General features: G+C 70.0%; 28 protein-coding genes and 1 tRNA gene. 21 read left to right on the forward strand and 8 right to left on the reverse strand.

The features are described 5' to 3' along the window. Nucleotides 1-400: 400 nt before the first annotated feature. Nucleotides 401-1,654 (forward strand): DUF4397 domain-containing protein, encoded by a 1,254-nt coding sequence (locus H9L41_RS04415; protein ID WP_034606457.1) that lies wholly within the window; start codon nucleotides 401-403, stop codon nucleotides 1,652-1,654. A 164-nt stretch (nucleotides 1,655-1,818) separates the two neighbouring features. On the opposite strand, the gene H9L41_RS04420 is transcribed toward H9L41_RS04415, so the two are convergent. Next, entirely contained in the window at nucleotides 1,819-3,207 is a 1,389-nt protein-coding gene (locus H9L41_RS04420; protein ID WP_028445479.1) for an aminopeptidase P family protein, read from the reverse strand. A 203-nt stretch (nucleotides 3,208-3,410) separates the two neighbouring features. On the opposite strand from H9L41_RS04420, the gene argJ reads away from it, so the two are divergent. The 6 genes from argJ to H9L41_RS04450 all read left to right on the forward strand — a co-directional run bounded on the left by argJ (nucleotide 3,411) and on the right by H9L41_RS04450 (nucleotide 8,013). Further along, a complete protein-coding gene (gene argJ / locus H9L41_RS04425; RefSeq protein WP_028445480.1) occupies nucleotides 3,411-4,634 on the forward strand; it encodes a bifunctional glutamate N-acetyltransferase/amino-acid acetyltransferase ArgJ in 1,224 nt (407 codons plus the stop codon). Further along, on the forward strand, nucleotides 4,631-5,083 hold the full coding sequence (locus tag H9L41_RS04430) for a GNAT family N-acetyltransferase (RefSeq protein ID WP_084300032.1): 453 nt from the start codon (nucleotides 4,631-4,633) through the stop codon (nucleotides 5,081-5,083). Before argJ ends, H9L41_RS04430 begins: the two co-directional genes overlap by 4 nt. 241 nt (nucleotides 5,084-5,324) lie before the next feature. Next, nucleotides 5,325-5,564 (forward strand): AbrB/MazE/SpoVT family DNA-binding domain-containing protein, encoded by a 240-nt coding sequence (locus tag H9L41_RS04435; RefSeq protein WP_028445481.1) that lies wholly within the window; start codon nucleotides 5,325-5,327, stop codon nucleotides 5,562-5,564. Between the two features lie 5 nt (nucleotides 5,565-5,569). Beyond that, a complete protein-coding gene (locus H9L41_RS04440; protein ID WP_028445482.1) occupies nucleotides 5,570-5,968 on the forward strand; it encodes a type II toxin-antitoxin system VapC family toxin in 399 nt (132 codons plus the stop codon). A gap of 9 nt (nucleotides 5,969-5,977) precedes the next feature. Continuing rightward, nucleotides 5,978-6,823 (forward strand): ATP-binding protein, encoded by an 846-nt coding sequence (locus tag H9L41_RS04445; RefSeq protein WP_028445483.1) that lies wholly within the window; start codon nucleotides 5,978-5,980, stop codon nucleotides 6,821-6,823. After that, the gene (locus H9L41_RS04450) at nucleotides 6,823-8,013 is read left to right on the forward strand and encodes a hypothetical protein (protein ID WP_028445484.1); all 1,191 of its coding nucleotides are present in this window, start codon (nucleotides 6,823-6,825) and stop codon (nucleotides 8,011-8,013) included. The genes H9L41_RS04445 and H9L41_RS04450 overlap by 1 nt, the downstream gene beginning before the upstream one ends. Before the next feature lie 127 nt (nucleotides 8,014-8,140). Here the strand turns inward: H9L41_RS04450 and H9L41_RS04455 are convergent, their stop codons facing one another. Continuing rightward, a complete protein-coding gene (locus H9L41_RS04455; RefSeq protein WP_034606459.1) occupies nucleotides 8,141-8,884 on the reverse strand; it encodes a substrate-binding periplasmic protein in 744 nt (247 codons plus the stop codon). A 159-nt stretch (nucleotides 8,885-9,043) separates the two neighbouring features. On the opposite strand from H9L41_RS04455, the gene H9L41_RS04460 reads away from it, so the two are divergent. The 9 genes from H9L41_RS04460 (at nucleotide 9,044) to lipA (ending at nucleotide 16,537) form a co-directional block, all read left to right on the forward strand. Beyond that, a complete protein-coding gene (locus H9L41_RS04460; RefSeq protein WP_169730155.1) occupies nucleotides 9,044-10,258 on the forward strand; it encodes a hypothetical protein in 1,215 nt (404 codons plus the stop codon). Between the two features lie 335 nt (nucleotides 10,259-10,593). Further along, complete coding sequence (locus tag H9L41_RS04465) at nucleotides 10,594-11,535, forward strand: Nudix family hydrolase (protein ID WP_028445487.1); 942 nt, start codon at nucleotides 10,594-10,596, stop codon at nucleotides 11,533-11,535. Beyond that, nucleotides 11,532-11,951 carry a hypothetical protein gene (locus tag H9L41_RS04470; protein ID WP_028445488.1) on the forward strand — a complete coding sequence of 140 codons (420 nt, stop codon included), beginning with the start codon at nucleotides 11,532-11,534 and terminating at the stop codon, nucleotides 11,949-11,951. The genes H9L41_RS04465 and H9L41_RS04470 overlap by 4 nt, the downstream gene beginning before the upstream one ends. A gap of 155 nt (nucleotides 11,952-12,106) precedes the next feature. Further along, nucleotides 12,107-13,234 (forward strand): D-alanyl-D-alanine carboxypeptidase family protein, encoded by a 1,128-nt coding sequence (locus H9L41_RS04475; protein WP_028445489.1) that lies wholly within the window; start codon nucleotides 12,107-12,109, stop codon nucleotides 13,232-13,234. An 8-nt stretch (nucleotides 13,235-13,242) separates the two neighbouring features. Then, complete coding sequence (locus H9L41_RS04480; RefSeq protein WP_028445490.1) at nucleotides 13,243-13,674, forward strand: GNAT family N-acetyltransferase; 432 nt, start codon at nucleotides 13,243-13,245, stop codon at nucleotides 13,672-13,674. A 42-nt stretch (nucleotides 13,675-13,716) separates the two neighbouring features. After that, nucleotides 13,717-14,580 carry a D-amino acid aminotransferase gene (locus tag H9L41_RS04485; protein ID WP_034606463.1) on the forward strand — a complete coding sequence of 288 codons (864 nt, stop codon included), beginning with the start codon at nucleotides 13,717-13,719 and terminating at the stop codon, nucleotides 14,578-14,580. Continuing rightward, nucleotides 14,577-14,849: an HP0495 family protein gene (locus H9L41_RS04490; protein ID WP_028445492.1), complete on the forward strand. Its 273-nt coding sequence runs from the start codon at nucleotides 14,577-14,579 to the stop codon at nucleotides 14,847-14,849. The genes H9L41_RS04485 and H9L41_RS04490 overlap by 4 nt, the downstream gene beginning before the upstream one ends. A gap of 13 nt (nucleotides 14,850-14,862) precedes the next feature. Beyond that, nucleotides 14,863-15,531 carry a lipoyl(octanoyl) transferase LipB gene (gene lipB, locus H9L41_RS04495; RefSeq protein WP_028445493.1) on the forward strand — a complete coding sequence of 223 codons (669 nt, stop codon included), beginning with the start codon at nucleotides 14,863-14,865 and terminating at the stop codon, nucleotides 15,529-15,531. 34 nt (nucleotides 15,532-15,565) lie between these two features. After that, nucleotides 15,566-16,537, forward strand: coding sequence for a lipoyl synthase (lipA, locus tag H9L41_RS04500; RefSeq protein ID WP_028445494.1), 972 nt, complete (start codon nucleotides 15,566-15,568; stop codon nucleotides 16,535-16,537). An 84-nt stretch (nucleotides 16,538-16,621) separates the two neighbouring features. On the opposite strand, the gene H9L41_RS04505 is transcribed toward lipA, so the two are convergent. Continuing rightward, entirely contained in the window at nucleotides 16,622-17,650 is a 1,029-nt protein-coding gene (locus tag H9L41_RS04505; RefSeq protein WP_028445495.1) for an oxidoreductase, read from the reverse strand. A 215-nt stretch (nucleotides 17,651-17,865) separates the two neighbouring features. Here H9L41_RS04505 and H9L41_RS04510 point away from each other — a divergent pair, with 215 nt between their 5' ends. The 3 genes from H9L41_RS04510 to H9L41_RS04520 all read left to right on the forward strand — a co-directional run bounded on the left by H9L41_RS04510 (nucleotide 17,866) and on the right by H9L41_RS04520 (nucleotide 20,494). Further along, entirely contained in the window at nucleotides 17,866-18,777 is a 912-nt protein-coding gene (locus H9L41_RS04510) for a Tim44 domain-containing protein (protein WP_028445496.1), read from the forward strand. Nucleotides 18,778-19,135: 358 nt separating this feature from the next. After that, nucleotides 19,136-20,035 carry a pseudouridine synthase gene (locus tag H9L41_RS04515; protein WP_028445497.1) on the forward strand — a complete coding sequence of 300 codons (900 nt, stop codon included), beginning with the start codon at nucleotides 19,136-19,138 and terminating at the stop codon, nucleotides 20,033-20,035. A 93-nt stretch (nucleotides 20,036-20,128) separates the two neighbouring features. Further along, the gene (locus H9L41_RS04520) at nucleotides 20,129-20,494 is read left to right on the forward strand and encodes a hypothetical protein (RefSeq protein WP_028445498.1); all 366 of its coding nucleotides are present in this window, start codon (nucleotides 20,129-20,131) and stop codon (nucleotides 20,492-20,494) included. Between the two features lie 229 nt (nucleotides 20,495-20,723). On the opposite strand, the gene ettA is transcribed toward H9L41_RS04520, so the two are convergent. The 5 genes from ettA to H9L41_RS04545 all read right to left on the reverse strand — a co-directional run bounded on the left by ettA (nucleotide 20,724) and on the right by H9L41_RS04545 (nucleotide 25,312). Next, entirely contained in the window at nucleotides 20,724-22,391 is a 1,668-nt protein-coding gene (ettA, locus tag H9L41_RS04525; protein WP_028445499.1) for an energy-dependent translational throttle protein EttA, read from the reverse strand. Nucleotides 22,392-22,471: 80 nt separating this feature from the next. Continuing rightward, on the reverse strand, nucleotides 22,472-23,248 hold the full coding sequence (locus H9L41_RS04530) for a hypothetical protein (RefSeq protein ID WP_028445500.1): 777 nt from the start codon (nucleotides 23,246-23,248) through the stop codon (nucleotides 22,472-22,474). A gap of 28 nt (nucleotides 23,249-23,276) precedes the next feature. Then, complete coding sequence (locus H9L41_RS04535; RefSeq protein ID WP_028445501.1) at nucleotides 23,277-24,038, reverse strand: hypothetical protein; 762 nt, start codon at nucleotides 24,036-24,038, stop codon at nucleotides 23,277-23,279. A 103-nt stretch (nucleotides 24,039-24,141) separates the two neighbouring features. Further along, the gene (locus H9L41_RS04540) at nucleotides 24,142-24,390 is read right to left on the reverse strand and encodes a YfhL family 4Fe-4S dicluster ferredoxin (protein WP_028445502.1); all 249 of its coding nucleotides are present in this window, start codon (nucleotides 24,388-24,390) and stop codon (nucleotides 24,142-24,144) included. A 184-nt stretch (nucleotides 24,391-24,574) separates the two neighbouring features. Then, entirely contained in the window at nucleotides 24,575-25,312 is a 738-nt protein-coding gene (locus tag H9L41_RS04545) for a c-type cytochrome (protein WP_265583931.1), read from the reverse strand. A gap of 195 nt (nucleotides 25,313-25,507) precedes the next feature. Here H9L41_RS04545 and H9L41_RS04550 point away from each other — a divergent pair. Both H9L41_RS04550 and H9L41_RS04555 read left to right on the forward strand, forming a co-directional pair. Next, nucleotides 25,508-25,584: transfer RNA gene (locus H9L41_RS04550), tRNA-Arg, on the forward strand. Nucleotides 25,585-25,596: 12 nt separating this feature from the next. Continuing rightward, the gene (locus H9L41_RS04555; protein ID WP_028445504.1) at nucleotides 25,597-26,538 is read left to right on the forward strand and encodes an RsmB/NOP family class I SAM-dependent RNA methyltransferase; all 942 of its coding nucleotides are present in this window, start codon (nucleotides 25,597-25,599) and stop codon (nucleotides 26,536-26,538) included. The last annotated feature ends 10 nt before the right edge of the window (nucleotides 26,539-26,548 follow it).

Below are 26,548 nucleotides of genomic sequence, written 5' to 3' on the forward strand. Positions count from 1 at the left end.
GTCGTTTGCGTAGGAGCGGCTTCAGCCGCGAATGGCCATCGTGGAATCCCGGCCATTCGCGGCTGAAGCCGCTCCTACGAGATCTGGCTGCCGGAGGTCGGACTCCGGTCCGACGGCGCCGCAGGCCGGGATCGCTGTCGGACTGAAGTCCGACCTACCGCTCAAATCCGGCCGGCCATTCGTACGGCGGATCGCCAGGCGGCGAGGGGCATATCCTCCGGACATGCCATCCGGCCGCGCCGCGTCACAAATCGCTAACCGTTTTTACCGATCCCTCGCATCCCCGACACACTTGGCCAACGCGCGCCGCCCAAGCTCGCTCCGTTTCGCCCGGCTGGCGGGCGATGTTTCGAGCGAGGGATCGGGTATGCAAAGGCGTGGGTGGCGATGGACGGCGGGCGTGCTGGGGCTGGGCGCGGCGCTGCTGGGGCTGGCGGGCTGCAATGTGAAGGGTGACGACGGCGACAGCATCCACCCCAATATCCGCGTGGTGAACCTGCTGCCCGACCAGGCCACGGTCGACGTGCTGCTGAACGACAGCGAGAAGTTCAGCGACGTCGGCTTCGGCACGGCGACCCGCTACCAGGACAATCCGTGGGCGACCTACACGGTCGAGGTGAACAGCGCCGCCGGCAGCCAGCTCGGCAGCTTCAGCCTGGCGACCGACCAGGGCGGCCATCACACCGTCTACCTGTACGGCAGCGGCAGCAAGCTGTCCTACAGCATCGTCGGCGAGGGCTCGCAGAGCGTGACCGACGGCAAGTTCGTGGTGCGCACGCTGATGGCCGGCTCGCAGCTGCCGGGCTACGACCTCTACCTCACCGCCGCCGGCGACGACATCGCCGGCCTCACGCCGACGCTCTACGCCGCGGCTTCCGGTTCGCTGACCAGCTACAGCGGCGAGCTGGCCGCCGGCGACTGGCGCGTGCGGCTGACCACCGCCGGTACCAAGACGGTGGTGTACGACCGCACCGTCAACTTCGGCGCCAAGAGCGCCAGCACGCTGGTGCTGTACTCGTCCGGCAGCGCGGTGCTGCCGACGGTGATGCGCATGCGCTACGACGACGACAGCGCCGAGGCGCTGCCCAATACGCTGAGCCGGCTGCGGGTGGTGCAGGGCACGCCCGACGTGGCGGCGGCGCGGGTGGCGGTCGACGGCGCCACGATCTACCAGAGCGTGCCGTTCGCCGGCGTGACCAATTACGCGATCGTCGCGGCCGGCTCGCGCACGCTCGGCTTCGGCGACGAGAGCGGCGGCGCGCTGTTCACCACGCTCGACGCCGCGCTGGCGGCCGGCCGCGACTACTCGGTGTTCCTGCGCGGCACGGCTGGCGCGGCCTCGGCGCTGCTGCTGGAGGACGCCAACCTGCCGGTGTCGAGCACCCAGGTGCGCGGCCGCTTCGTCAACGCCGCGGCCGACGTGGCCGGCGCCGACGTGGTGGTCAACTACCAGCCGCTGGTCAGCGCGCTGGGCGGCGGCGCGGCCACCGCGCTCGACAGCCTCGAGGCGCTGGCCTATCCGCTGTCGTTCAGCAGCGGCGGCACGGCGCTGGCGGCGCTGACCACCGATACGCTGGCGGCCGGCGGCAGCTATACCTTCGCGCTGATCGGGGCGGGCGGGCAGTACCGGGCGGTGTACTACAAGACCAATTGAGGCGGCTGAACAGGCCGGGAATCATTCCCGACCTACGGCTTTCGCCGCGGAGGACGCCGAGGACGCGGAGGAAGGGCGCGCAATGGGTCTGCCCCGCTGCGTCCTCGGCGTCCTCCGCGGTAAAGCTTTTCCGATCGTACCGACAGGCTCGAGACAGCCTGGCTTCAGGCGCTCGCCAGCGCCTCGACCTCGGCGATGGTCTTGGGGATCGGCTTGCCCAGCACGCGGGCGCCGTCGGCCGTCACCAGCACGTCGTCCTCGATGCGGATGCCGCCGAAATCGGCGAACTGGCGCGCCACCGCGTAGTCGATCTGGCCGGCATGGCGGCCTTCGGCTTCCCAGCGCTCGATCAGCGCCGGGATGAAGTAGGCGCCCGGTTCCACCGTCACCACCCAGCCCTCGCGCAGCGGACGGCCCAGCCGCAGCGAGCGGCGGCCGAAGTCGGCGCTGCGCGTCACGCCTTCGCCGTAGCCGACGCGGTCCTCGCCGAGGCCTTCCAGGTCGTGCACGTCGAGCCCGATCAGGTGGCCCAGGCCGTGCGGGAACACCAGCGCATAGGCGCCGCTGGCCACCACCTCGGCGGCGTCGCCGCGGAACAGCCCGAGCGGCGCCAGGCCCTCGACCAGCACCCGCGCGGCCAGGTCGTGCACTTCGCGGTAGGGCACGCCCGGCTTCATCGCGGCGATGGCGGCCAGCTGGGCGTCGAGCACCGCCTGGTAGACCACCTTCTGCCGCTCGTTGAAGCGGCCGCCGACCGGGATGGTGCGGGTGATGTCGCTGGCGTAGTGCAGCGGGCTCTCGGCGCCGGCGTCGTTGACCACCAGGTCGCCCGACTTCAGCACATGGCCGTGGCCATGGTTGTGCAGGATGTGGCCGTCGCGGCTGAAGATGATGTTGTAGGCCAGCGCCCGGCCCTGGCTCGCGGCCAGGCCCTGCATCAGGCCGACGATCTCCTGCTCGCGCACGCCCGGCCGGGCCGAGCGCAGCGCCAGGAGGTGCATGCGGTAGGCGATCTCGAGCGCGTTCTCCATCTCGGCGATCTCGGCCGCCGACTTGACCGCGCGCAGCTCGATCACCGCGCGCGCCAGCGCATCGGATGCGCCGGCGTCGATCGCCGCCACCGGCTGGTCGAGCAGCGCGGCCAGCTGGATGCGCTGCTCGCCGCGGTAGGGCGGCAGGTAGTGCACGCTGCGGCCCTGGCCGCGCGCGGCGGCGATCGCGCCGGCCAGCGCGGCGAGGCCCTCGGTGCGCGCGACCGCGACCTCGGCCGCCTGTTCGGCCAGCGTCGGCAGCGGGCCGGTCCAGACGATGCTGTCGAGCCCGCCGTCGTCGCCGAACAGCACGGCTTCGCCGCTGTCGGCGTCGATCAGCGCGGCGAGGCCGGGCAGGTCGAGGCCGAAGAAGTAGAGGAAGCTCGAATCCTGCCGGAACGGGTAGATGTTGTCGGTGTAGTTGAACGGGCTGTCGACGTTGCCGATCAGCAGGATCAGGCCGGAACCCACCTTCTGGGCGAGTTCGGCGCGGCGGGCGCGGTAGGTGTCGGGAGAGAACATGGAATGCTCGCGGGCTGGGGTAGGCGCGCATGATCCCAGAGCCGCCGGCAAATGTGGATAGCCGCTGCGCCGGCGCGGCCCCCGCAGCCGTTCGCCGCAACAATTCTTTTTGCCTGGCCCGGCCGCTGGGCGGATTAAAATCCCGGCTTTCCGCAGCGCAACAAATCGCGCCCTTCCTCGCCCAAGAAAACAGGACGACCGCCATGCCCGTGAATCTCGCCGCTCCCGATCCTTCCACCCTGCACGCCGTGCCCGGCGTGACGCTCGGCATCGCCTCGGCCGGCATCAAGCGACCGGGCCGCAAGGACGTGCTGGTGATGAAGCTGGCGGACGGCGCCCGCGTGGCCGGCGTGTTCACCCGGAACCGCTTCTGCGCCGCCCCGGTGCAGCTGTGCCGCGAGCACCTGGCCGCCGCCCAGCCGCGCGCGCTGGTGGTCAACACCGGCAATGCCAACGCCGGCACCGGCCTCGACGGCCGCCGGCGCGCCCAGGCGGTGTGCGATGCGCTGGCCGGCCTGCTCGATGCGCCGCGCGAGGCGATCCTGCCGTTCTCGACCGGCGTGATCCTCGAGCCCTTGCCGGTCGACAAGATCGTCGCCGCGCTGCCGGCCGCGGTCGCCGCGCTGGCGCCGGCCAACTGGGCCGAGGCGGCCGAGGCGATCATGACCACCGACACGGTGGCCAAGGCCGCCAGCCGCCAGGTCGCCATCGGCGGCGCCACCGTCACCGTGACCGGCATCGCCAAGGGCGCCGGCATGATCCACCCGAACATGGCCACCATGCTCGGCTACGTCGCCACCGACGCGATCGTGGCCCAGCCCTTGCTGCAGGCCATCGTCAAGCACGCGGCCGACCGCTCGTTCAACTGCATCACCATCGACGGCGACACCTCGACCAACGACAGCTTCATGCTGGTCGCCAGCGGCCAGACCGGCGACGCCATCCTCGACGCCGACGGCGCCGACTACCTGGCGCTGCGCGACGCGGTGACCGCGGTGGCGCAGGAACTGGCCCAGGCCATCGTGCGCGACGGCGAGGGCGCCACCAAGTTCATGACCGTGCAGGTCGAGGGCGGCCGCGACGAGAGCGAATGCAAGGCGGTCGGCTACGCGATCGGCCGCTCGCCGCTGGTGAAGACCGCCTTCTTCGCTTCCGACCCCAACCTGGGCCGCATCCTGGCTGCGATCGGCTACGCCGGCATCGACGATCTCGACGTCGACAAGCTCGACCTCTACCTCGACGACGTGCTGGTCGCCACCGGCGGCGGCCGCAACCCGGCCTACCGCGAGGAAGACGGCCAGCGCGTGATGGCCAAGGCCGAGATCCTGATCCGCGTGCTGCTGAACCGCGGCGAGACGGCGGCCACGGTGTGGACCTGCGATTTCTCTTACGACTACGTCAAGATCAACGCGGACTACCGCACATGAGCATGGTCGAGCTGCGGCCGATGGCGCCGGAGGAGGTCGAGCGGCTGCGCGGCGTCAGCGTGGCCGAGTTCGCCGACGAGGCGGTGCGCCATGGCCGCTGGACCGCGGCCTCGCGCGACGAGCGCGAAGCGCAGATGCGTGGGCGCCTGCCCAGGACGGCCGAGGCCGGCGACCATTACCGCGAGGTGGTGTGCGACGGCGCGGTGATCGGCCGGCTGTGGTACAGCCTGGTGGCCGACGAGGCCTACCTGTTCGACATCCTGATCGAGCCGGCTTGGCGCGGCCGCGGCCTGGGCCGCGCCGCGATGGCGGCCTTCGAGGCGGAAGCGCGGACGCTCGGCGCGCGCCAGCTGGCGCTCAACGTGTTCGTCGGCAATGCCGGCGCACGCGGCCTGTACGAGGCGCTCGGCTATGGCGCGATCAGCCAGCAGATGGTGAAAGCCTTGTGATTCGCACTGCTATCGATGTCGGCTCAGTCTTCGGTGCGGCACCCGGCGGAGCCGGGCGTTCATAGGAGGCTTGGGCCCGGGCTGCGGCTTTCCCTGTTTCATCCCGACTCCCCCGCCCTCGCCGCCGCTCTTTGGTGATCGTGAATCAGATCGTGCAGCGCTGATCGTGGGCGGCGGTATTGCACTACAGCGTGTCGGGGTATCTAATTCCTTACGTATGCTCACTTCGTAAGGAGTCGCCATGTACACCGCCACCGTGACGAGCAAGGGCCAGACCACCATCCCGGCCGAGCTGCGCGAGCGGCTCGGCATCGAGCCCGGCACCAAGCTGGTCTTCACCGTGCTGCCCGATGGGCGGGTGGTGATGCGCGTCAAGAATCGCTCGATCCTCGACCTGGCCGGCATGCTGGGCTCCCCGCCGAGCGGGCCGAAGACGCTCGAGCAGATGGATGCCGAGATTGGCATCGACCGCGGCAGGTAAGACGAATGATCGGCCTCGACACCAATGTGCTGCTGCGTCTCCTGGTCGTCGACGATGAAGCGCAGACCCGCACGGCCAAGCGTCTGCTGGCGGATGCCATCGCGCGCGGCGAGCCGATGTACTGCAATCTGTTGGTGCTGGCCGAATTTGCCTGGGTGCTGAGCCGTTCCTACGGCTACGACCGCGGCCGGGTCGCCGAAGCGATCGACGCGCTGCTCAATGTGGCGCTGCTCGAGATCGAACGCGACGACCTGATCGAGGCCGCGTTGGCCGATGCCATCCGCCACAATGCCGACTTCGCCGACGCCCTGATCGGCTGTATCAACCGCGAGGCCGGCTGCGCCGCGACCTGGACCTTCGATCGCCGCGCGACCCGTCTCGCCACCCATACCTTGCTGACCTGATTTGATTCCATGTCCACGCTCGAATCCCTGCTGCAACGCCTCGACGCCCTGCTGCCTCCACTCGACCGCCAACCCGACTGGACCGCGCCCGCCTTCCGCTGGCGCAAGCGCTCGGTGCTCGGCGTCGCGGCCGGCTGGCTCGAGGCCGTCCACCAGCCGCACCGCATCCGCCTCTGCGACCTGCAGAACGTCGAACCGCAGAAGGCCGAGATCGACCGCAACACGCGCCAGTTCGTCGAGGGCCGGCTGGCCAACAACGTGCTGCTGACCGGTGCGCGCGGCACCGGCAAGTCGTCGCTGGTGAAGGCGGTGCTCAACGAATACATGGACCGCGGCCTGCGCCTGGTCGAGGTCGACAAGGACGAGCTGCACGAACTGGCCGACCTGGTCGCGCTCTTGGCGCCGCGGCCCGAGAAATTCATCGTGTTCTGCGACGACCTGAGCTTCGAGGAGGGCGAGGGCGGCTACAAGGCGCTCAAGTCGGTGCTCGACGGCAGCGTCTCGGCCCAGAGCGGCAACGTGCTGATCTACGCGACCTCGAATCGCCGCCACCTGCTGCCCGAGTATTTCGACGAGAACGCCCGCACCCGCCACGTCGACGGCGAGATCCATCCGGCCGACAGCGTCGAGGAGAAGATCAGCCTGTCCGAGCGTTTCGGCCTGTGGCTGAGCTTCTACCCGTTCAGCCAGGACGAGTACCTGGCCGCCGCGCGTCATTGGCTGGCCGAATTCGGCCTGAGCGCTTGGAACGAGGCGACCGAGCGCGCCGCGCTCAACTGGGCGCTGGGCCGCGGCTCGCGCTCGGGCCGGGTGGCCTGGCAGTTCGCCCGCGACTGGGCCGGGCGGCAGGCCTGATGCCGGTGCTGAAGCGCCTGGCGATCGGCGCCGCGCTGGCCCTGGTCGCGGGGATCGGCTACGGCTGGTTCAAGGGCGATGGCGTTGCGGTGGCCGCCGTGGGTCCGCAGGCATCGGCGGCCGCGGCTTCGGCAGCCGTGCCGGCGCCAATCGCTTCGGCGGATGTCGGCGCGGGGGCCGCAGTCCCGACCGATGCGCCGTCTTCGAAGCTGCCGCCGGCGGTGCAGGCGCTGTTCCACGCGCCGGACCTGTACGCCGTCCACCTGCGCTACCGCGACAGCGGCAAGCCGGAGGAACTCTACGCCGCCTGGCGCGCCATCGACGTCTGCGGGCGGATGGCCAAAGGCCTGCGCGCCGGCAAGTCGGCCGATGCGCTGACCCGCGATCCGGACGGCGAGCGGCCGACCTACCACGAGGAGCCGAAGCTGCAGCAGGCGATGGAGCGCCTGCGCGCGCCGCATCTGGCGCGCTGCCGCGGCTTCGTCGAACTGGCCGATGCCGGCAGGGTGCGGGCCGAGCTGATCCGCCGCGCCGCCGCGCTCGGTTCGCTGCCGGCGCGGCTGTCGCTGTCGCGGCCGCCGAACCCCAAGCGCGATCCCGAGCGCTTCGCCGCCTGGCAACAGGATTTCCGCCGGCTGGCGGCCGAGGCGCTTAGCGGCGGCGACCCGCTGGCGCTGTGGACGCTGGCCGAGCACAACGGCGGCTTCGTGCCGGCGCTGGACTACGCTGTGGTCCGGCAGCAGGAAAAGGACCGGCTGGCGCTGCTGGACCGGCTGGTGCCCGGCATGGGCGCGGCCTTCGCGCCGCGCCAGGATGCCGACTACCGCAGCGAGCGCGCACTGGTGCAGCAGGCCTTCGCCGCCGTGCTGCGCGAACGGGCGGTGCAGGGCGGTTACGACCTCGGCCCGCGATCCAGCGCCGCGATGCTGTATTGCGAGCGGCACAGCTATGTGCAATGCGGCGATGCGCGCGGCCTGCGGCAGCGTCTCGACCTCGGCGACCGCGACCTGGCCATCCGCCGCTTCAAGGCGGCTGGCCACAGCGATGCGGCGGTGGCGGAGGTGCTGCGCGCCGTCGACCAGCAGGCGCGCGACGAGGACGCGCGCCATGCGCAGCTGAAGCGGATGCTGGACGAAGCGATCGAACGCGGCGATTTCGGCCCGCTCGGCCTCGGGGAACGGCTGATCTAGGCGTAGGCCTGAATTCGCCGGCGCTGCGCCGGACGTCAATACGGACGGGCACCCGGAGCGATCCGGCTGCCCGTCGTCATTGAAGCCACGGCGGCAGCGATGCCGCCGCCGCGGAGAAGCGCCGGCCTCAGATCCCGGCCTGGCTCGCCATCTTCGCCAGCGTGCCGTCCTTCTGCATCGCCTCCAGCCCCTGGTTCAGCGCCTTGAGCTTCTTGTCGTGGTCCGGCGCCTTGCGCGAGATCGCCACGTAGAGCGGCAGCTTGTCGACCGCCGGCTCGATCCAGCCGACCTGGCCCTTGGCCGCGGCGGCCGAGGTATCGAGCAGGTGGCGCGCCACGCCCTTGTCGATCAGCACCAGGTCGACCCGGCCGGCGCCGAGCTTGAGCAGGTTGGTGCTGTCGTCGACCACCTCGGTGGTGCGCAGCTTGGCCTCCTCGAAGGCCTGCGGATTGGCGTAGCCGCGCACGGTGCCGATGCTGTAGTTCTTCAGGTCCGCCAGCGACTTGTAGGCGATGGCCTTGTCGTTGCGCTTGTAGAAGCCGATCTGGTTCGAGCCCAGCGGCTCGGAGAACAGGAACCACTGCTCGCGTTCCTTGTTGCGCCAGATGCCGATCACGCCGTCGGCCTGGCCTTCCTTGCCGTCGTCGAGCGCGCGCGCCCACGGCAGCACCGAGACCTTGGCGGTGTAGCCGCCGCGCTTGAAGGCCTCGGTCGCGATCGCCACGATCACGCCGCCCTGCGGCAGGCTGGCGCTCATATAGGGCGGGTAGTCGGTGGTGGTCAGGTTGACCGTGTCGGCGGCCAGCGCCGGCACGAGCGATGCGCCGAGCACGGCGGCGGCGAGGAAGGGCAGGGCGTGGCGGGCGAACATGGCGGCCTCCTTGGCGGTCCGGACGTCCTTCGTGTTAGTTTCGCCGCTTCCCCAAATCAAGCCGAGCCGCCAGTCGCGCCGCATTTTATTGATGCGCCGCACCGCGGTCCGTGCTCGGGCCGGTGGCCTGGCAATTCGCAACTGTCTCGGGAGACGGACATGAGACCCAGATCGAAACGGTTGGTGGCAGGCCTCGCGGTCGTGCTGCTGTTGGCCGCCGCCGGCTATGGCTGGCTCAAGTACGGCGGGAAGCGATCCGTAATGCTCCCGCTGCGGCCGGCCGCTGCTGCGGTGCCGGCCGTGCAGGCCGTCGCATCGAGGGATATCGAAGCGGGCTCCCAGGTACCGGCGACCGCTCCAGCATCGAACCTGCCGCCTGCGGTACGGGCCTTGTTCTATGCGCCGGACCTGTACGCCGTCCATCTTCGCTACCGCAATGGCACGCGGCCTGAGGAGCTCTACGCCGCCTGGACCGCCATCGACGTCTGCCGGGAGATCGCCGAGAGGCTGCGCGCCGGCAAATCGGTCGAGGCGTTGAGCCGCGATAAATATGGCAACCAGTTGCTCAAACTGGCTCCCGAGCTTCAGCAGTCGGTAGAAAAGCGGCAGCAGTTGGTAGAACGGATGCGCAAGCCGCATGTGGCGCGTTGCCAAGGCTTTGTCGAACTGGCCGACGTATTCAAGGTCAGGACCGATATCGTGCGTCGCGCGGCGGCACTCGGGTCGCTGCCGGCCCGGTTGTCGCTTGCTTGGCAACCGGACCCGCCGGCCGATCCCGCGTACCGTACCGCCTGGCAACAGGAGGCCCGCCTGCTGGCGATCGAGGCGCTCAAGAGCGACGATCCGCTGGCCTTGTGGGCGTTGGCTCGGTCCGGCTTCTACGTACCGGCTGCGGACCTTGCAGCGATCCGGCAACAGGAAATCGAGCGCAAAGCGTTGCTGGAACGATTCACGCCCGGCTACGGTCGGCTCTCCCCGCAGCCGCTGCATGCCGATTACCGCGACGAGCGCATGTTGATGCATTGGACACTTGCCGCGGTGCTGCGCGAGCGGGCGGTACGGCGCGGCTACGACCTGGGGCCGCAGTCCAGCGCCGCGATGCAGTACTGCCAGGACGAGAACTACATCCAATGCGACCGCACGCTCGGTTTCCGGCTGCGCATGAGCCGCGACAACCACGATATCGCGATCCGCTTGTTCGGCGAAGCCAGCCGCAGCGATGCCGCGGCCGCGGAGACGATACGTCTTGCCGAGCAGCAGGTCCGCTACGACGAAGCGCGCTATGCGCAGGTCGAACGGATGCTGGATGAGGCGATCGCACGAGACGACTTCGGCCCGTTGGGCCTGGGCGAATTCGTGCTTTTCAATCGCTGATCGGCACTGGCCGTGGGCTCTCCCGGCGGAATCCGGATCGGATATGCCCGGAATCGTGCCTGCGGGTTCGAAGCGGTCCGGGCGCATGCAGCGGCCCGATCGATCGAAGCGAGTCCTGACCGAGGCAGTGCCTGCCGGGGTCTTCTTTTGCATGGGCGGACGGCGCAGAGATGAGGACCTGCGGCTCGGACCGGGGATGGACGCCGGGTTCGGCCTGATCGGATCGAAGACGGTCCTTTGGTGGAGCGGGCACGCTTCGTGTTAGTTTCGCCGCTTCCCCAATCCAAGCCGGCCCGCCGATCGTCTTCCGGCGGTGGGCCGGCGCACGCACCGCCATGACCGAAACCAAGATCACCCACGTCGCCGCCGGCATCCTGATCCGCCCGGACGGCCAGTTCCTGCTCGGCTCGCGCCCCGAGGGCAAGCCCTATGCCGGCTGGTGGGAATTCCCCGGCGGCAAGCTCGAGGCCGGCGAGACCGCGCTGGCTGCGCTCGGGCGCGAGCTGGAGGAGGAGATGGGCATCCGCGTGACCGCGGCCCAGCCCTGGCTGGTGCAGACCTTCACCTATCCGCATGCGCGCGTGCGGCTCAATTTCTTCAAGGTCACCGGCTGGGACGGCGAGCCGCATCCGCACGAGGGCCAGGCCTTCGCCTGGCAACGGCCCGGCGCGCTGACGGTCGAGCCGGTGCTGCCGGCCAACACGCCGATCCTGCGTGGCCTGCAGTTGCCGGCCGAGCTGGCCTTCTCCAACGTCGCCGAGCTCGGCGAAGACGCTTGGCGCGAGCGGCTCGAACAACGGTTGCAGGCCGGCCTGGGCTGGCTGGTGCTGCGCGAGCCGCAGCTCGATCCGGCCGGCTATGCCGCGCTGGCGGCGCGCGTGCTGGCGCAGGTGCGCCGCCACGGCGCGCGGCTGCTGCTGCACGGCGCGCCCGGGCTGGCAGGCGAGCTCGGCGCCGACGGCGTGCACCTGCCGGCGCGCGAGCTGATGAAACTGGGCGAGCGGCCCGAGGGCTGGTGCGGCGCGTCGGTGCACGGCGCCGAGGAATTGGCCCGCGCCGGCGAGTTGGGCCTGGATTACGCGGTGCTCGGCACCATCAAGCCTTCGCTCAGCCATCCGGGCGTCGCCCCGCTGGGCTGGGACGGCTTCTCGGCGCTGGTCGGCCAGGGCTGGCCGCTGCCGGTCTACGGCATCGGCGGCCTCGCGCCGGCCGACCTGGCCGATGCCTGCGCCGCCGGCGGCCAGGGCGTGGCCATGCTGCGCGCTGCCTGGGCATGACGCGCGCGGCGGGCCTGGGCCTGGCGATCGCCGTGCTGCTGGCCCTGCTGGCGGCCGGCTGGTGGCTGCGGCCTGCCGAGCCGGCGGCGGCCACGGTGGTCGAATGCGCCGACCTGGCGCATGCCTGCCGCTTCCGGCATGCCGGCCGGAGCTGGACGGTGCAGGCCGACCGGCCGCCGTCGGCGCTGCGGCCGTTCCGGCTCGGCGTGACGGGGACGGATGTGCCGCTGACTGCGCGTTTCGGCATGGCCGGCATGGAGATGGGGCCGATCGCGGTCGCGCTGAAGCCGGCCGGGCCGGGCGAGCAGGCTGCCCAGGCGCTGTTGCCGCTGTGCGTGCAGGGCCGGCGCGACTGGCGGCTGTGGCTCGACGGCGACGGCGGGCGGATCGAGCTGCGCTTCACGGCCGCCGGCTGAGCGGCCGCCGCTGGCCGCGGCAATTTGTTGCACTGCGGGAACTCTGCCGCGCCGGCCCGCTCCTAACGGCGGAGCCGGCCGACTCGCCGCGTTTGGCAGCGGTCATTTCGCTTTATAATCCCGCGTTCTCGCCTCACCCCGCCTTCCATTCCCGCATGAAAAAAATCCTGATCGCCGCCGTGGCCGCGCTGTCGCTCCACGTATCGGCCGCCTTGCCCGTGCCGCCGGCCCCCGAACTGTCCGCCCGCGCCTACCTGCTGCTCGACGTGAAGAGCGGCGCCACGCTGGCCGCCAAGGATCCGGACGCCCGCGTCGAGCCGGCCTCGCTGACCAAGCTGATGACCGCCTACCTGACCTTCAAGGCGCTGCAGGAAGGCCGCATCAAGCCGAACCAGCAACTGACCGTGTCGCAGAAGGGCTGGAAGACCGAGGGCTCGCGCATGTTCCTCGATCCGAAGAAGCCGGCCACGGTCGACGAGCTGATCCGCGGCATGATCGTGCAGAGCGGCAACGACGCCTGCGTGACGCTGGCCGAGGCGATCGCCGGCAGCGAGGAGACCTTCGCCGGCATGATGAACCAGCAGGCCGCGCGGCTCGGCATGAAGAACACCCACTTCATGAACTCGACCGGCCTGCCGGACGCGCAGCACTACACCACCGCGCGCGACCTGGGCATCCTGGCCGCGGCGATCATCCGCGACTACCCGCAGTACTACCCCATCTATTCGATGAAGGAGTACCGCTACAACAACATCACCCAGCCCAACCGCAACCAGCTGCTGTACCGCGACGCCGGCGTGGACGGCATGAAGACCGGCCACACCGAGAGCGCCGGCTACTGCCTGGTCGCCAGCAAGCACGAGGCCGACCGCCGCGTGCTGAGCGTGGTGCTGGGCACCGATTCGGACAACACCCGCGCCAACGAGAGCGCGCGCCTGCTCGGCTACGGACTGCAGTTCTTCGATACTTCCAGGCTCTACGCCGCGCGCCAGCCGGTGAGCCAGGCCCAGGTCTACAAGGGCCAGGCCGCCAGCGTCGCCGTCGGCTTCGACCGCGACCAGTTTCTGACGCTGGCCAAGGGCGGCCTGGCGCGGCTGCAGAAGCAGGTCACGCTGCAGGCGCCGCTGGTGGCGCCGATCAAGGCCGGCCAGGTGGTCGGCAAGGTCACGCTGAGCCTCGACGGCCAGGCGCTGGGCGAGCTGCCGCTCAAGGCGCTGGCGCCGGTCGAGGAAGCCGGCCTGTTCGGCCGCCTGGCCGACAGCGTCAAGCTGTGGTTCCGCTGAGCATGACCGTGCGACTGCGCTCCGCCGTGCCGGGCGATGCCGCGGTGCTGGCGGAACTCGCCGGCGAACTCGGCTACTCCAAGTCGGCCGAGGCCATGGCCGGCACGCTGGCGCGCCTCTTGCCGCGCGACGATCAACTGCTGCTGGTGGCGGAGCGGGCCGGCCAGGTGGTCGCCTGGCTGCATGCCGCCGAACGGGAGGCGCTCGAATCGCCGCGCCGCCTCGAGGTGATGGGCCTGGTCGTCGCCGGCACGCAGCGCGGCCAGGGCCTCGGCGCCGCGCTGATGGACGCGGCCGAGTCGTGGGGCCGTGCGCGCGGACTGGAAATCGTCCAGCTCCGCTCCAATATTCAACGTGAGGCGGCGCACCGCTTCTACCGGCGGATCGGCTACGCCAGCAGCAAGACCTCGCTGCTGTTCCAGAAGCCGCTGTCGGACTGAACCCGGCGCGGCAGGCCCCGGCGCCGCCCAGCAAGGATCGCCATGCTCTATCTCAACGGCCAGTTCATGCGGCGCGAGGACGCCAAGGTCTCCGCGCTCGACCGCGGTTGCCTGTTCGGCGACGGCGTCTACGAGGTGATCCCGGTCTATTCGCGCAATCCGTTCCGGCTCGACGAGCACCTGTCGCGGCTCGAGGCCAGCCTCGCCGCCATCGGCCTGGACAACCCGCATCCGCGCGCAGAATGGGCGCGGCTGGTGCGCGAGGCGATCCGGCTGCAGGATTTCGACGACCAGTCGGTCTACCTGCACGTCACCCGCGGCGATGCCGGCGAGCGCGATTTCCCGTTCCCGCAGGGCGTCGCGCCGACGGTGCTGATCAACCCGACCGCGCTGGTCACCCCGCCGGCCGCGCTCAAGGCCGCCGGCGTCAAGGCGATCAGCCATGCCGACTTCCGCTGGCTGCGCTGCGACGTGAAGTCGCTCAACCTGCTGCCGACCGTGCTGCTGCGCGAGGCGGCCAGGCGTGCCGGCTGCGCCGAGTGCGTGATGTTTCGCGACGGCTTCCTCAGCGAGGGCGCGGCCAGCAATATCTTCGTGGTGCGGGACGGCGTGCTGGCCTGCCCGCCCAAATCCAACCTGATGCTGCCCGGCATCACCTACGACCTGGTGATCGAGCTGGCGCGCGCGAACGGCGTGCCGCTCGAAGTGCGACCGGTGAGCGAAGCCGAGGTCCGCGCCGCCGACGAGCTGTGGATGACCAGCAGCACGCGCGAAGTGCTGGCCATCGTCGAACTCGACGGCCGGCCGGTCGGCGACGGCCGCGTCGGCCCCATGGCGCAGCGGCTCGACGCGCTGTACCAGGACTTCAAGAACCAGGTGATGCGGGCAGGAAAGGAACAAGCATGAGCCAGGACCAGGACAAGCCCCTGATCGAATTCCCCGCGCGCTTCCCGATCAAGGTGATGGGCGCGCGCCACGACGATTTCTCGCAGACCATCTTCGAGGTGGTGCGCGTGCACGCGCCCGACCTGGTGGCCGAGGACATCGAGCTGCGCGTCAGCTCGGGCGGCAACTACGTGTCGCTGACGGTGACGGTGACCGCGATCTCGCAGGCCCAGCTCGACGAGATCTACCGTGCCGTGACCGGCCACCCCATGGTCAAGTACGTACTGTGAGCGCAGGCGCCGCATGGAAGTGAAACACCTCGGCCTGGTCGACTACGAGCCGACCTGGCGCGCGATGCAGGCCTTCACCGCCGAGCGCGGCGCCGACACGCCGGACGAGCTGTGGCTGCTCGAACACCCGCCGGTGTTCACCCAGGGCCAGGCCGGCAAGCCCGAGCACGTGCTGCAGCTCACCGACATCCCGATCGTGCCGATCGACCGCGGCGGCCAGGTCACCTACCACGGCCCGGGCCAGCTGGTCGGCTACCTGCTGGTCGACCTGTCGCGGCGCAAGCTCGGCGTGCGCGAGTTCGTCCGCCGCATCGAGCAGGCCATCGTCGACCTGTTGGCCGAGTTCGGCCTCGCCGCCTACGGCAAGGTCGACGCACCCGGCGTCTACGTGGTCCGCGACGGCGTCGAGGCCAAGATCGCCTCGCTCGGCCTGCGCATCCGCAACGGCCGCAGCTACCATGGCCTGGCGCTCAACGTGGCGATGGACCTGGCCCCGTTCGGCTACATCAATCCCTGCGGCTACGCGGGTCTGGCGGTCACCCAGCTGGCCGATTTCGGCCTGGCGGAAACCCCGTCCTCGCTCGCGCCGCGTTTGGCCGCTAAAATCAACGCCTTGCTCGCGCTCGACGGCACCGCTTCGGTGGCCGACTACGCGCTGACCGCCAAGCCGGCCACCGTCTGAGCCGGCAGCCCAGATCAAGAAAGAGCCCCCAAGCATGTCGTCGCCCGTCGTCACCACTCCGCCCGCCCGCGCCGAACAGGGCGTCAAGCTCAAGGGCGAGGCCAAGACCGCCCGCATCCCGATCAAGATCGTTCCGCTCGACAAGCCGCTGGAGAAACCGGACTGGATCCGCGTGCGGGCGCCGAGCGGCAACCGCTTCTACGAGATCAAGAACATCCTGCGCGAGCAGAAGCTGCACACGGTGTGCGAGGAGGCGAGCTGCCCCAACATCGGCGAATGCTTCGGCAAGGGCACCGCGACCTTCATGATCATGGGCGACATCTGCACCCGCCGTTGCCCGTTCTGCGACGTCGGCCACGGCCGGCCCAACCCGCTCGACGAGAACGAGCCCAGGCACCTGGCCGAGACCATCGCCGCGCTGCGGCTCAAGTACGTGGTGATCACCTCGGTCGACCGCGACGACCTGCGCGACGGCGGCGCCCAGCATTTCGCCGACTGCATTCGCCTCACCCGCGAGGCCTCGCCCGGCACCCAGATCGAGGTGCTGGTGCCCGACTTCCGCGGCCGGCTCGAGATCGCCATCGACATCATGACCGCCACGCCGCCGGACGTGATGAACCACAACCTGGAAACCGTGCCGCGGCTGTACAAGCAGGCGCGGCCCGGTTCGGACTACCTGCATTCGCTCAAGCTCCTGAAGGACTACAAGGCCAGGAACCCGGCCGTGGCGACCAAGAGCGGCATCATGGTGGGCCTGGGCGAGACCGACGAGGAGATCCTCGAAGTGATGCGCGACATGCGCGCCCACGACATCGACATGATCACCATCGGCCAATACCTGGCGCCGTCCAACAGCCACCTGCCGGTGCTGCGCTACGTGACGCCGGAGCGCTTCAAGTTCTTCGAGGAAGAGGCCTACCGTATGGGCTTCCGCCACGCCGCGGTCGGCGCGCTGGTGCGTTCGTCCTATCACGCCGATCAGCAGGCGCACGACGCGGGCGTCTGATTCGTCGGTACCGTAACGACGAAAGGCCGCCTTCAGGGCGGCCTTTTCCATTCGTGCGGATTGGCAGGTTCGAGTGGCGATTGGCTAGCCCAGCTCGACCCGTCGCCCCTCGCGCTGGCTCCCGAGCGCCGCTGCCAGCACCCGCATCACCGCCACCGCCTCGCCCGCCGCTACCGGGTTGGGACCGTGGCCGAGCACGGCGTCGCGCACGCCGGCGTAGTAGGCCGCGTAATCGCCGGCCGGCAGGGCCAGCGCGCTGCGGCCGCCGGCGCCGTGCAGCACGGCGCTGCGCGTCTCCTGCGCCCAGCCGGCGTCGCCGGGCCGCAGGCCCTGCTTGAGCTGGTCTTCCTGCGCGTCGAGGCCGTGGATCTCCAGCGAGCCGGCGGTGCCGTGGACCAGGAAGCGCGGCGCGCCGCCGGCCACCAGGCAGCTCGCCATCAACAGCACGCGTCGGTCGGCGTAGTGCAGCGTCACCAGCGCGTCGTCGTCGGCCTCGGCGCCGTCGCGCCGCGCGGCGAGATCGGCGCTGACCGCCTGCGGCAGGCCGAACAGGCATAGCGCCTGGTCGACCAAGTGCGGGCCGAGGTCGTACCAGATGCCGCCGCCGGGCTCGGCCGATTCGCGCCAGCGCTGGCGCACTTGCGGCCGGAAGCGGTCGAAGCGCGATTCGAAGGCGGTGACGCGGCCGAGCCGGCCGGCTTCGATCGCTTGCCGGACCAGCAGGAAATCGCTGTCCCAGCGCCGGTTGTGGAACACCGACAGCAGCCGGCCGGCCGCCGCGGCCGCGGCTTCGAGCCGTTCGGCCTCGGCCAGCGTGACGGTGAACGGCTTGTCGACCACCACGTGGCGGCCGGCCGCCAGCGCAGCCAGCGCGAGCGGGGCATGGCTGGCGTTCGGGGTGGCGAGCACCACCAGGTCGATGCCGGGATCGGCGAACAGCGCCTCGGGCGTGGCATGGATCCGGGCGGCCGGGAAGTCGGCGGCGACCGCCGCGGCCTGGCTGCTGGCGACGGCGGCCAGCCCGAGCCCTGGCGTGGCGGCGATCAGCGGGGCGTGGAAGGTGCGGCCGGCGTAGCCGTAGCCGACCAGGCCGACGGAAAGGGGTTGGGACATGGCAGGTGCTCCGGTCGATGCCGCGTTTGTACCGAAGGAGTGCGCGCTTGTCGCCTACGAAGCGCCGCGCCCGATCGCCGCTCTGGTACTGCCGTACAAATAAACTGCCGGCACGGTTGAACCCTGTGCGAGCATGCCGGTCCGAACAGGCGCCGCCGCATCGTCGACATGCGGCCCGGCCGGCCTGGTCCGGCTCACTCACAGGAAACAGCGGTATGAAACGAATCTTTCTCTCCCTGCTCGCGATTTGCTTCAGCTTCGGCCTGGTCGCGCTCGAGGCCGACGCCAAGCGCTTCGGCGGCGGCAAGTCGTCCGGCATGCAGCGCAACGTCGCGCCGAAGCAAGCACCGCAGCGCCAAGCGGACCAGCCGGCGCAGCGCCAGCAGCAGCCCGCCGCCGCACCGACCCAGAAACGCAGCTGGCTCGGCCCGCTGGCCGGCCTCGCCGCCGGCATCGGCCTGGCTGCGCTGTTCTCCCACCTCGGCATGGGCGAGGGCATGGCCAATTTCGTCATGCTGCTGCTGCTGGGCCTGGTCGCTTTCGTGGCGATCCGCTGGATCATGGGCCGGCTGCGGCCGGCGGCCGCTGCGCCGCGGCCGCTGCAGTACGCCGGCGGCCCGTCGCTCGACAAGCCGGCCCCTGCGTTCGATCGGCCTTCCCATTCGGGCCCGTCGCTCGACAAGGCGCCCGCGCCGTTCAAGCCGCAGTCGCCGTTCACCAGCACCGGCGCCGAGCCGGTCGCGGTGGCCGGCTTCCCGGCCGATGTCGACGCCGAAGCCTTCCTGCGCGTCGCCAAGCTCAATTTCGTGCGGCTGCAGGCCGCCTACGATGCCGGCGACCTGGAAGACCTGCGCAGCTTCACCTCGCCCGAGATGTTCGCCGAGATCAAGCTGCAGCTCGGCGAGCGCGGCCAGGCCGGCAACCATACCGACGTGGTGACGCTCGAGGCCGATCTGCTCGACTACAGCCGCGAGCCGCAGCGCGACCTGGCCAGCGTGCGCTTCCACGGCCTGATCCGCGAAACCGCCGACGGCGCCGCCGACCCGTTCGACGAGACCTGGCACCTGCTGCAGCCGCGCGACGGCCGCCATGGCTGGGTGGTGGCGGGGATCACGCAGAACGGCTGAAGCGCGACGGCCATTCACAGGTAAGGCGCGTAAACGACGGGGCAGCATGCTGCCCCGTTGTCGTTTATTGGCCGCGGTATCATCCGCGCTCGCCTGCCTGCGAGATCCAGATGGACATTCGCGGCTTAAGCCGCTCCTACGCCGAGCCACGGCACCCTGTTAGGTATGCGCACTTGCCGTGCCTACGGAGAAAAAACGAGCGAAGCGAGGCGCCCTCGCGGCGGCGAGGGCGGGAGGAGCGGGAAGGAATCAGGGATGGACCGCGGCCCCAGTCATCACCCATCTCAAACGCCCGGGTTCCCTGGGTGTTGCACTGCACGCAGACCTATCCACAACGTTTAGCCAGATCAAAAGGCCCATGCAGCCTCGCAAGTCCCCACTTCCGATCCGTGACGGCGTCTCGCCGAGCTACCTGTGGCTGCCGGCCGGCCAATGGCCCGATCTGATCGCCTTCTTTCGCGCCCGCTTTCCTCACCTCGGCGACGACGTCCTGCTCGGCCGTTTCGAGCGCGGTGACCTGGTCGACGAGGAAGGGCGGCCGCTGCGCGCCGGCGATCCATACAAGCCCGGCCGCCGCATCTGGTACTACCGCGAGGTGCCGCCCGAGACGCCGGTACCGTTCGAGGAAGCGGTGCTGCATCGCGACGAGCGGCTGCTGGTGGTCGACAAGCCGCATTTCCTGGCCATGATCCCGGCCGGCCGCCACCTGCGCGAGACGCTGCTGTCGCGGCTGCGCAACCGGTTCGGCCTGCCCGAGCTGACGCCGCTGCACCGGCTCGACCGCGAGACCGCCGGCGTCACGCTGTTCTGCCTGCATCCGCCGAGCCGCGGCGCCTACCAGTCGCTGTTCCAGGCGCGCACGGTGCAGAAGACCTACGAGGCCGTCGCGCCTTACCGTGCCGGGCTCGACCTGCCGCTGGTGCACCGCAGCCGGCTGGAGGAGGGTGCGGACGGCTTCACCATGGTGGAGACGGCCGGCGAGCCCAACAGCGAGACGCGGGTCGAGCTGATCGAGCGGCTGGGCGAGCTGGCGCGCTACCGGCTGTCGCCGCACACCGGCCGTAAGCACCAGCTGCGCGCCCATATGGCGGCGCTCGGCATTCCGATCGTCGACGATCCCTGGTACCCGGCCTGGGCCGGCGTGGACAAGCACGGCGACGACTTCTCGCGGCCGCTCAAGCTGCTGGCGCGCTCGATCGCCTTCACCGATCCCTTCAGCGGCGAGCCGCGCCGCTTCGACAGCCTGCGCACGCTCTAGCGCCGCGCTGCGAATCTTCGGCGCCATTCACCTGTCGCACCTGTAAGCAGGCCGCTCGCGGCCCCCTTGCAACCGACGATGGAGATGGCAGCCATGAGCAGACCGAATTCCAGCGAAGAGCAGCGCGTGGTGCGGCCGGACGACCCGGCCTTCGACCTCGACGACGGCGAGATCCCGCTGGCGATCGACCAGCAGATCGAGCGCGAGGACGTGCGGGTCGACGTGCTCGGCGGCATCACGCCCGGCGCGGTGGTGCCGGGCGTCGATGCGCCCGGGCCGGCGCGGCCGCGCATCGACAGCGTGGTGGAGACCGGCGATGTGCCGCTCGAGATCGAGGACGTGGCGATGGACGACGTGGCCGAGGACAACCGCTCGGTCGAGCCGGCCGACGACGACCCGGCCCTGCGCGTCGATCCGGTCTATGCCGATCTGCGCGGTTTCGACAGCGATCGTGATTGATGGATGTGCAGGTGCGGTCGAGCGAGTTGCGAACGCGCGCTGGCGAGGCCTTCCGCCCCGCGAAGTCTGCGTCTTTGCGCTGGCCGCCACGCGGTGCCGCAAGGCCGCAAGATGAGGGCGCCGATCGAGGATTGCCGCAGGGCCGCAGGCGCTGAATGCAAACGCCCGGCTTGGCCGGGCGCTTGCACTTCGCTCAGTTCGACCGGCCTCTAGCCGATCCGCCAGGCGATCACCGGGTGATCGGCTTGTAGCGGATCCGCTTGGGCTTGGCGCCTTCCTCGCCCAGGCGTTTCTTCTTGTCGGCTTCGTATTCCTGGTAGTTGCCGTCGAAGAAGGTCCACTGCGAATCGCCCTCGGCCGCCAGGATGTGGGTGGCGATCCGGTCGAGGAACCAGCGGTCGTGGCTGATCACGAACACGGTGCCGGCGAATTCGAGCAGCGCGTCTTCGAGCGCGCGCAGGGTTTCCACGTCGAGGTCGTTGGACGGTTCATCGAGCAGCAGCACGTTGCCGCCCTTCAGCAGCGTCTTGGCCAGGTGCAGCCGGCCGCGTTCGCCGCCCGACAGCATGCCGACCTTCTTCTGCTGGTCGCCGCCCTTGAAGTTGAAGCGGCCGAGGTAGGCGCGGCTGCTCATCTCGAAGCGGCCGACCTGGATCATCTCGTGGCCGTTCGCCACGTCCTCGAACACCGTCTTCTCGCCCTCGAGCCCTTCGCGGTGCTGCTCGACGAAGGCCATCTGCACGGTCTGGCCGATCTTCACCGTGCCGGCGTCGGGCGCTTCCTTGCCGGCGATCATCTTGAACAGCGTCGACTTGCCGGCGCCGTTGGGGCCGATGATGCCGACGATGGCGCCGGCCGGCGCCTTGAAGCTCAGGTTGTCGATCAGCAGGCGGTCGCCGAAGCCCTTGGAGACGCCGTCGAACTCGATCACCTCGTTGCCCAGCCGCTCGGCCACCGGGATGAAGATTTCCTGGGTCTCGTTGCGCTTCTGGTGCTCGACGCTCGACAGTTCCTCGAAGCGGGCGATCCGTGCCTTGGACTTGGCCTGGCGGCCCTTGGGATTCTGCCGCACCCATTCGAGCTCCTGCTTCATCGCCTTCTGGCGCGCGGCTTCCTGGCGGCCTTCCTGCTCCAGCCGCTCGTCCTTCTGCTCCAGCCAGCTCGAATAGTTGCCCTTCCACGGGATGCCGTGGCCGCGGTCCAGTTCGAGGATCCACTCGGCGGCGTTGTCGAGGAAGTAGCGATCGTGGGTGACCGCCACCACGGTGCCGGGGAAGCGCACCAGGAACTGTTCGAGCCACTCGACCGATTCGGCGTCGAGGTGGTTGGTCGGTTCGTCCAGCAGCAGCATGTCGGGCTTGGACAGCAGCAGCTTGCACAGCGCCACGCGGCGCTTCTCGCCGCCCGACAGGTTGCCGATCACGGCGTCCCACGGCGGCAGCCGCAGCGCATCGGCGGCGATTTCGAGCTGGTGTTCGATATTGTCGTTGGCGCCGGCGGCGATGATGGCCTCGAGCCGGCCCTGTTCCTCGGCCAGCTTGTCGAAATCGGCGTCCGGATCGGCGTAGGCGGCGTAGACCTCCTCGAGCCGGGCCTTGGCTTCCATCACTTCGCCCATGCCGCTCTCGACTTCCTCGCGCACGGTCTTGGCGGCGTCGAGCTGCGGTTCCTGCGGCAGGTAGCCGATCTTGATGTTGGGCAGGTGCTGGACCTCGCCCTCGTATTCCTTGTCCGCGCCGGCCATGATGCGCAGCACGGTGGACTTGCCCGAGCCGTTGAGGCCGAGCAGGCCGATCTTGGCGCCGGGAAAGAAGCTGAGGGAAATGTCCTTGATGATTTGCCGCTTGGGCGGAACGATCTTGCTCACGCGGAGCATGGACATCACGTATTGGGCCATGGGGTTTCCAGTTGGAGGGCGATGAAGTGCCCAGATTCTAGCAAACACGGCCCGTCCAGACCCGCTCGCCGCGGGCCGGTTCAGCCGCCCGGCCGGCCTTGGCGCGCCAGCGCGGCGCGCAGCAGCAGGCTGGCGCCGTTCGGCTCCAGTCCGGGCGTGGCCGGGGCGGCGCCGGCGCGCAGGCCAGGCGCGGCTTCGAGCAGCTCGGCCAGCAGCCGCTCCTGCCCGGTCAGCGGCCGCCAGTGGGTCGGGTCGTGTTCGAGCGGCAGCGCGGTCTCGCCGTCGCACCACAGCGCCAGCCGCGGCGAGGCGTGGGCGTCGCCGTGCTCGCCGAGCACCGCGGCCAGCCGCGCCGGGCCGAGTCGGACCACCGCCTGGGCATAGGCGCGCAAGGCGTCGCCGTGGCGGACGAAGGCGAAGCCGGCCAACAGGCGCTGGCCTTGGCGCGCCAGCGCCGGGCGTTCGCCGAACAGCATGCGCAGGGGCAGTTCGCGCGGATCGCCCGGCAACAGCGGCGAACCGGCGGCATCGAGTTCCAGGATCAGCGCGGGCGGCAAGACGATCGCCGCCGAACGGCAAGCATTGCCGAGGTTGCGGCCGAATGCCGCCAGTGTGGCGCGCAGGTGGCGCGCCACTTCGTCCAGATCGAGCCGTCCTTCGCCGTCCGGCGCACCGCCCCACAGGCCGAAGTCGGCCGGGCCGTGGGTCAGCTCGGGATCGGCCGGCGCCGGCTCGGCCGCCAGCGCCTGGGCGAACAGCAGCTCGAAGCCGGGCGCCGCCGCGTCGCCGGCCTGCGCCGCGGCCTGCCGCCGCGTGGTCGGCAGGCCGAGGGCCGGTGGGATGAGGGAAGGGCGCATGGGCTATCCGTCGGTCGCCGTCGCGGCCTCAACTGATGCGCAGCGACAGCCTGGTCAGCGGGTTTTCCGCCTCGCCGTCCTTCGGCTCCAGCGGCTTGGCCGGGCGTTCGCCGTCCTCGGCGCGGGCCGGGCCCTGTGCCGGCCGGCTCGACACCGCCTGCATCAGGCTGTCGAACAGCGCCTGGTCGTCGCTGCCGTAGCGCAGCGAGGCCTGGGCCAGCTCCCAGCCGAATTCGTCCTCGGTCTTCAGCGGCCGCCAGCCGTCCGGGCCGCGTTCCTGCGCGGTCACCGCGCCGCCGTCGAAGCGGAGCGAGATGTCGACGTTGCCGTTCTCGCGTGTGTAGCGGTCGACCACCGCCGAGGCGTGGCGCGGGTCGGCCGCGTGCTTGAGGAAGTGGTCGGCCGCGCTGGCCAGGGCGGCGGCGCGCTGGGCGCTGCTGGCGCCGAGCGTGGCCGAGGCCAGCTCGCGCAGCCCGGGTTGGCCGGCCAGCATCGATTCGAAGGCCGCGGCGCGCGGATCGTCGGCGAGGGTGGGGCCGTTCGGGCCGGATTCGATACGCAGCGCCGGCGGCACGGCGATGCCGGCCGCGCGCAGGGCGGGCCGCAAGGCCTGGGCGAGTTCGAGGCTGAGCTCCTGCGGCGTGCGCATGGCCGCGACCTGAAGGCCGCCGGTGCGCACCTGCACGGCATCGCTCAGGCTGGCGGCGAAGCTGCCGCCGCCCTTGTCGGCGACGGGGGCGGACGGCAAGCGTGGCGAAGCGCGGCCGAGCGTATCGATGGGCGACACCATGGTTTCCTCCTCCAAGGACTGGATGCCCGGGAAAGAAAGCAAACGGCGGGCCACAATGCGAACGGCCCGCGCAGGGCGGGCCGTCGGGCTGGCGGAGCGACGCTCAGGCCGCGATCAGCTTCAGGTATTTCTGATGCAGCGCATCCTGGCTCTCCTTGCGGTCCGGGTCGAACGGGATGCAGTCGACCGGGCAGACCTGCTGGCATTGCGGCTCGTTGAAGTGGCCGACGCACTCGGTGCAGCGCTCGGGATCGATCTGATAGATCTCCGGGCCCTGCGAAATCGCCTGGTTCGGGCATTCGGGCTCGCATACATCGCAGTTGATGCATTCGTCGGTGATCATCAGGGACATGGTCTGATCTCGGCTGTTGAGGGAAGCGGGGCGGATTGTAGCACCGCGATGTGACAGTGCCGCCATGCGCCGCAGCTTAGTCCTTGTTTCCAGATATGAATTCCCGCCGGGCCGACGAACGCGGCCGGGATCGCGCAACAAAAAAGCGCATCCGGAGATGCGCTTTTCTGGATTGCCGCGACGCTTACTTGGACGCGTTGATCATGTACTCGGCCGCGGCGTGGAATTCGGCGTCGGAGCCGCCGTAGCCACCCTTGGGCGGCATGGCGCCCTTGCCGGCGATGCCGATCTTGATGGCTTCCTCGGCGCCGTCCTTCAGGCGCGGCGCCCAGGCTGCCTTGTCGCCGAATTTCGGCGCGCCGGCGGCGCCGGTGGTGTGGCAGGCCATGCAGACGCTGTCGTAGATTTCCTTGCCCTTGACCGCCGGGTCGACCTTGGCGACTGCGCCGGCTGCCGCGCCCTGGACGGCCGGCTCGGTGAACTTGCCGCCGCCGGCGTTGCCCATGTAGGCCACGGCACGGGCGACTTCGTCGTCGGTCAGGTCGGCCGCGCCGCCCTTGGCCGGCATCGCGCCGATACCCTTCACCGCATGCTCCACCAGCGTGGCGAAGCCCTTGGCGACACGTGCGCCCCAGGCGCCGGCATCGCCGAACTTGGGTGCGCCGGCCAGGCCTGCGCCATGGCAGGAGATGCAGACGTTCTCGTAGACGGCCTTGCCGTTGCGGCTGCCGGGCGGGCCGGATTCGTCGAGCTTGGAGAAGCCGACCGGCTGGACGCGAGCCACGACCGCCTCGTTGGTCATGGTCGGGCCGCCGGCGTCGACCTGCATGCCGCCGGTGGCGACCTTGATGACCAGGAAGATGAATACGGGAATGCCGACAATGACGGCCAAAACCGCACCGATCAGGGCTTTGACTGACATCTGGGATTCGGCTTGCGCTTCGCTCATGCTGCCATTCCTTTTATATGCGCTGTGTGGGAAGACCAGTACAGAAAAACCCCGCGATTATAGCGGGGATTCGGCGCGCTTGGCCGTTTTGCGCCGCCGAGGCGGCTTTGGCGCACGGCGGCTGGACGCTGCCGGGCAAAACCGCTATTCTTGCACGCCTTTCGAGCAGCGCCCGTAGCTCAGTTGGATAGAGTGTCAGTTTCCGAAGCTGAAGGTCACAGGTTCGATCCCTGTCGGGCGCGCCACCCCTCCCTCCCATGAATCTCCCCGCCGCCTTTCTCGACCGTCTCGCCCGCATCGTGCCGGCCGACCGGTTCGACGCGGTCATCGCCAGTTTTTCCACCGACAAACCGGTCGCCCTGCGCGTGAACACGCTCAAGGCCGAGTCGTCCGCCGTCGCGGCCGAACTTGCGGCCGCGGGCTTCGCCTTGCAGCCGTCCGGACTGTCGCCGCTGGCCTGGATCGTGCCGTTCGAAGCCAAGCGCGCGCTGACCGAGACCGAGGCCTTCTACGCCGGTCGCATCTATCTGCAGAACCTGAGCTCGCAGCTCGCGCCCATCGTGCTCGGCCCCGAGGCCGGCGAGACGGTGCTCGATCTGGCTGCCGCCCCAGGCGGCAAGACCAGCCAGATGGCCGCCATGATGCGCGGCGAGGGGCGGCTGTCGGCGGTCGAGCCGGTACGCGATCGTTTTTTCAGGCTGAAGGCCAACCTGGAGCAGCAGGGCGCCGGTTTCGTGAAGTGCTATCTGACCGATGGCCGCAGCGTGGGCGGCAAGTGTCCCGAGATGTTCGACCGGGTGCTGCTCGATGCGCCATGCTCGTCCGAGGCGCGTTTCGATCCGCGCGATCCGGCCAGCTTCGAGCACTGGTCGCCGCGCAAGGTGAGCGATTGCGCCCACAAGCAGAAGCGCCTGCTGCAATCGGCCTGGGCCGCGCTCAAGCCGGGCGGCCGGCTGCTGTATTCGACCTGTTCGTTCGCTCCCGAGGAGAACGAGGGCGCCGTCGCGGCCCTGCTCAAGCAGGTGGGCGAGCAGGCGAGCGTGCTGCCGATCGGGCTCGACCTGCCGAACCGGCAACCGACGCTGGCCGAATGGGACGGCAAGCGCTACCCGGATGCGCTGGCGCACGCGGTGCGCGTGCTGCCCGATGCCGTCATGGACGGATTCTTCCTCTGCCTGCTCGAGAAGCGCGGCGCCTGAGGCGGCGCGC

It is taken from the genome of Chitinimonas koreensis (assembly GCF_014353015.1).
GTDB lineage: Bacteria > Pseudomonadota > Gammaproteobacteria > Burkholderiales > Chitinimonadaceae > Chitinimonas > Chitinimonas koreensis.

Bases quoted from the DNA above. Each gene is read 5' to 3' on its own strand.
- H9L41_RS04420 (WP_028445479.1), bottom strand. From the start codon at position 3,207: ATGTTCTCTCCCGACACCTACCGCGCCCGCCGCGCCGAACTCGCCCAG.
- argJ (WP_028445480.1), top strand. From the start codon at position 3,411: ATGCCCGTGAATCTCGCCGCTCCCGATCCTTCCACCCTGCACGCCGTG.
- H9L41_RS04430 (WP_084300032.1), top strand. From the start codon at position 4,631: ATGAGCATGGTCGAGCTGCGGCCGATGGCGCCGGAGGAGGTCGAGCGG.
- H9L41_RS04435 (WP_028445481.1), top strand. From the start codon at position 5,325: ATGTACACCGCCACCGTGACGAGCAAGGGCCAGACCACCATCCCGGCC.
- H9L41_RS04440 (WP_028445482.1), top strand. From the start codon at position 5,570: ATGATCGGCCTCGACACCAATGTGCTGCTGCGTCTCCTGGTCGTCGAC.
- H9L41_RS04445 (WP_028445483.1), top strand. From the start codon at position 5,978: ATGTCCACGCTCGAATCCCTGCTGCAACGCCTCGACGCCCTGCTGCCT.
- H9L41_RS04450 (WP_028445484.1), top strand. From the start codon at position 6,823: ATGCCGGTGCTGAAGCGCCTGGCGATCGGCGCCGCGCTGGCCCTGGTC.
- H9L41_RS04455 (WP_034606459.1), bottom strand. From the start codon at position 8,884: ATGTTCGCCCGCCACGCCCTGCCCTTCCTCGCCGCCGCCGTGCTCGGC.
- H9L41_RS04460 (WP_169730155.1), top strand. From the start codon at position 9,044: ATGAGACCCAGATCGAAACGGTTGGTGGCAGGCCTCGCGGTCGTGCTG.
- H9L41_RS04465 (WP_028445487.1), top strand. From the start codon at position 10,594: ATGACCGAAACCAAGATCACCCACGTCGCCGCCGGCATCCTGATCCGC.
- H9L41_RS04470 (WP_028445488.1), top strand. From the start codon at position 11,532: ATGACGCGCGCGGCGGGCCTGGGCCTGGCGATCGCCGTGCTGCTGGCC.
- H9L41_RS04475 (WP_028445489.1), top strand. From the start codon at position 12,107: ATGAAAAAAATCCTGATCGCCGCCGTGGCCGCGCTGTCGCTCCACGTA.
- H9L41_RS04485 (WP_034606463.1), top strand. From the start codon at position 13,717: ATGCTCTATCTCAACGGCCAGTTCATGCGGCGCGAGGACGCCAAGGTC.
- H9L41_RS04490 (WP_028445492.1), top strand. From the start codon at position 14,577: ATGAGCCAGGACCAGGACAAGCCCCTGATCGAATTCCCCGCGCGCTTC.
- lipB (WP_028445493.1), top strand. From the start codon at position 14,863: ATGGAAGTGAAACACCTCGGCCTGGTCGACTACGAGCCGACCTGGCGC.
- lipA (WP_028445494.1), top strand. From the start codon at position 15,566: ATGTCGTCGCCCGTCGTCACCACTCCGCCCGCCCGCGCCGAACAGGGC.
- H9L41_RS04505 (WP_028445495.1), bottom strand. From the start codon at position 17,650: ATGTCCCAACCCCTTTCCGTCGGCCTGGTCGGCTACGGCTACGCCGGC.
- H9L41_RS04510 (WP_028445496.1), top strand. From the start codon at position 17,866: ATGAAACGAATCTTTCTCTCCCTGCTCGCGATTTGCTTCAGCTTCGGC.
- H9L41_RS04515 (WP_028445497.1), top strand. From the start codon at position 19,136: ATGCAGCCTCGCAAGTCCCCACTTCCGATCCGTGACGGCGTCTCGCCG.
- H9L41_RS04520 (WP_028445498.1), top strand. From the start codon at position 20,129: ATGAGCAGACCGAATTCCAGCGAAGAGCAGCGCGTGGTGCGGCCGGAC.
- ettA (WP_028445499.1), bottom strand. From the start codon at position 22,391: ATGGCCCAATACGTGATGTCCATGCTCCGCGTGAGCAAGATCGTTCCG.
- H9L41_RS04530 (WP_028445500.1), bottom strand. From the start codon at position 23,248: ATGCGCCCTTCCCTCATCCCACCGGCCCTCGGCCTGCCGACCACGCGG.
- H9L41_RS04535 (WP_028445501.1), bottom strand. From the start codon at position 24,038: ATGGTGTCGCCCATCGATACGCTCGGCCGCGCTTCGCCACGCTTGCCG.
- H9L41_RS04540 (WP_028445502.1), bottom strand. From the start codon at position 24,390: ATGTCCCTGATGATCACCGACGAATGCATCAACTGCGATGTATGCGAG.
- H9L41_RS04545 (WP_265583931.1), bottom strand. From the start codon at position 25,312: ATGTCAGTCAAAGCCCTGATCGGTGCGGTTTTGGCCGTCATTGTCGGC.
- H9L41_RS04555 (WP_028445504.1), top strand. From the start codon at position 25,597: ATGAATCTCCCCGCCGCCTTTCTCGACCGTCTCGCCCGCATCGTGCCG.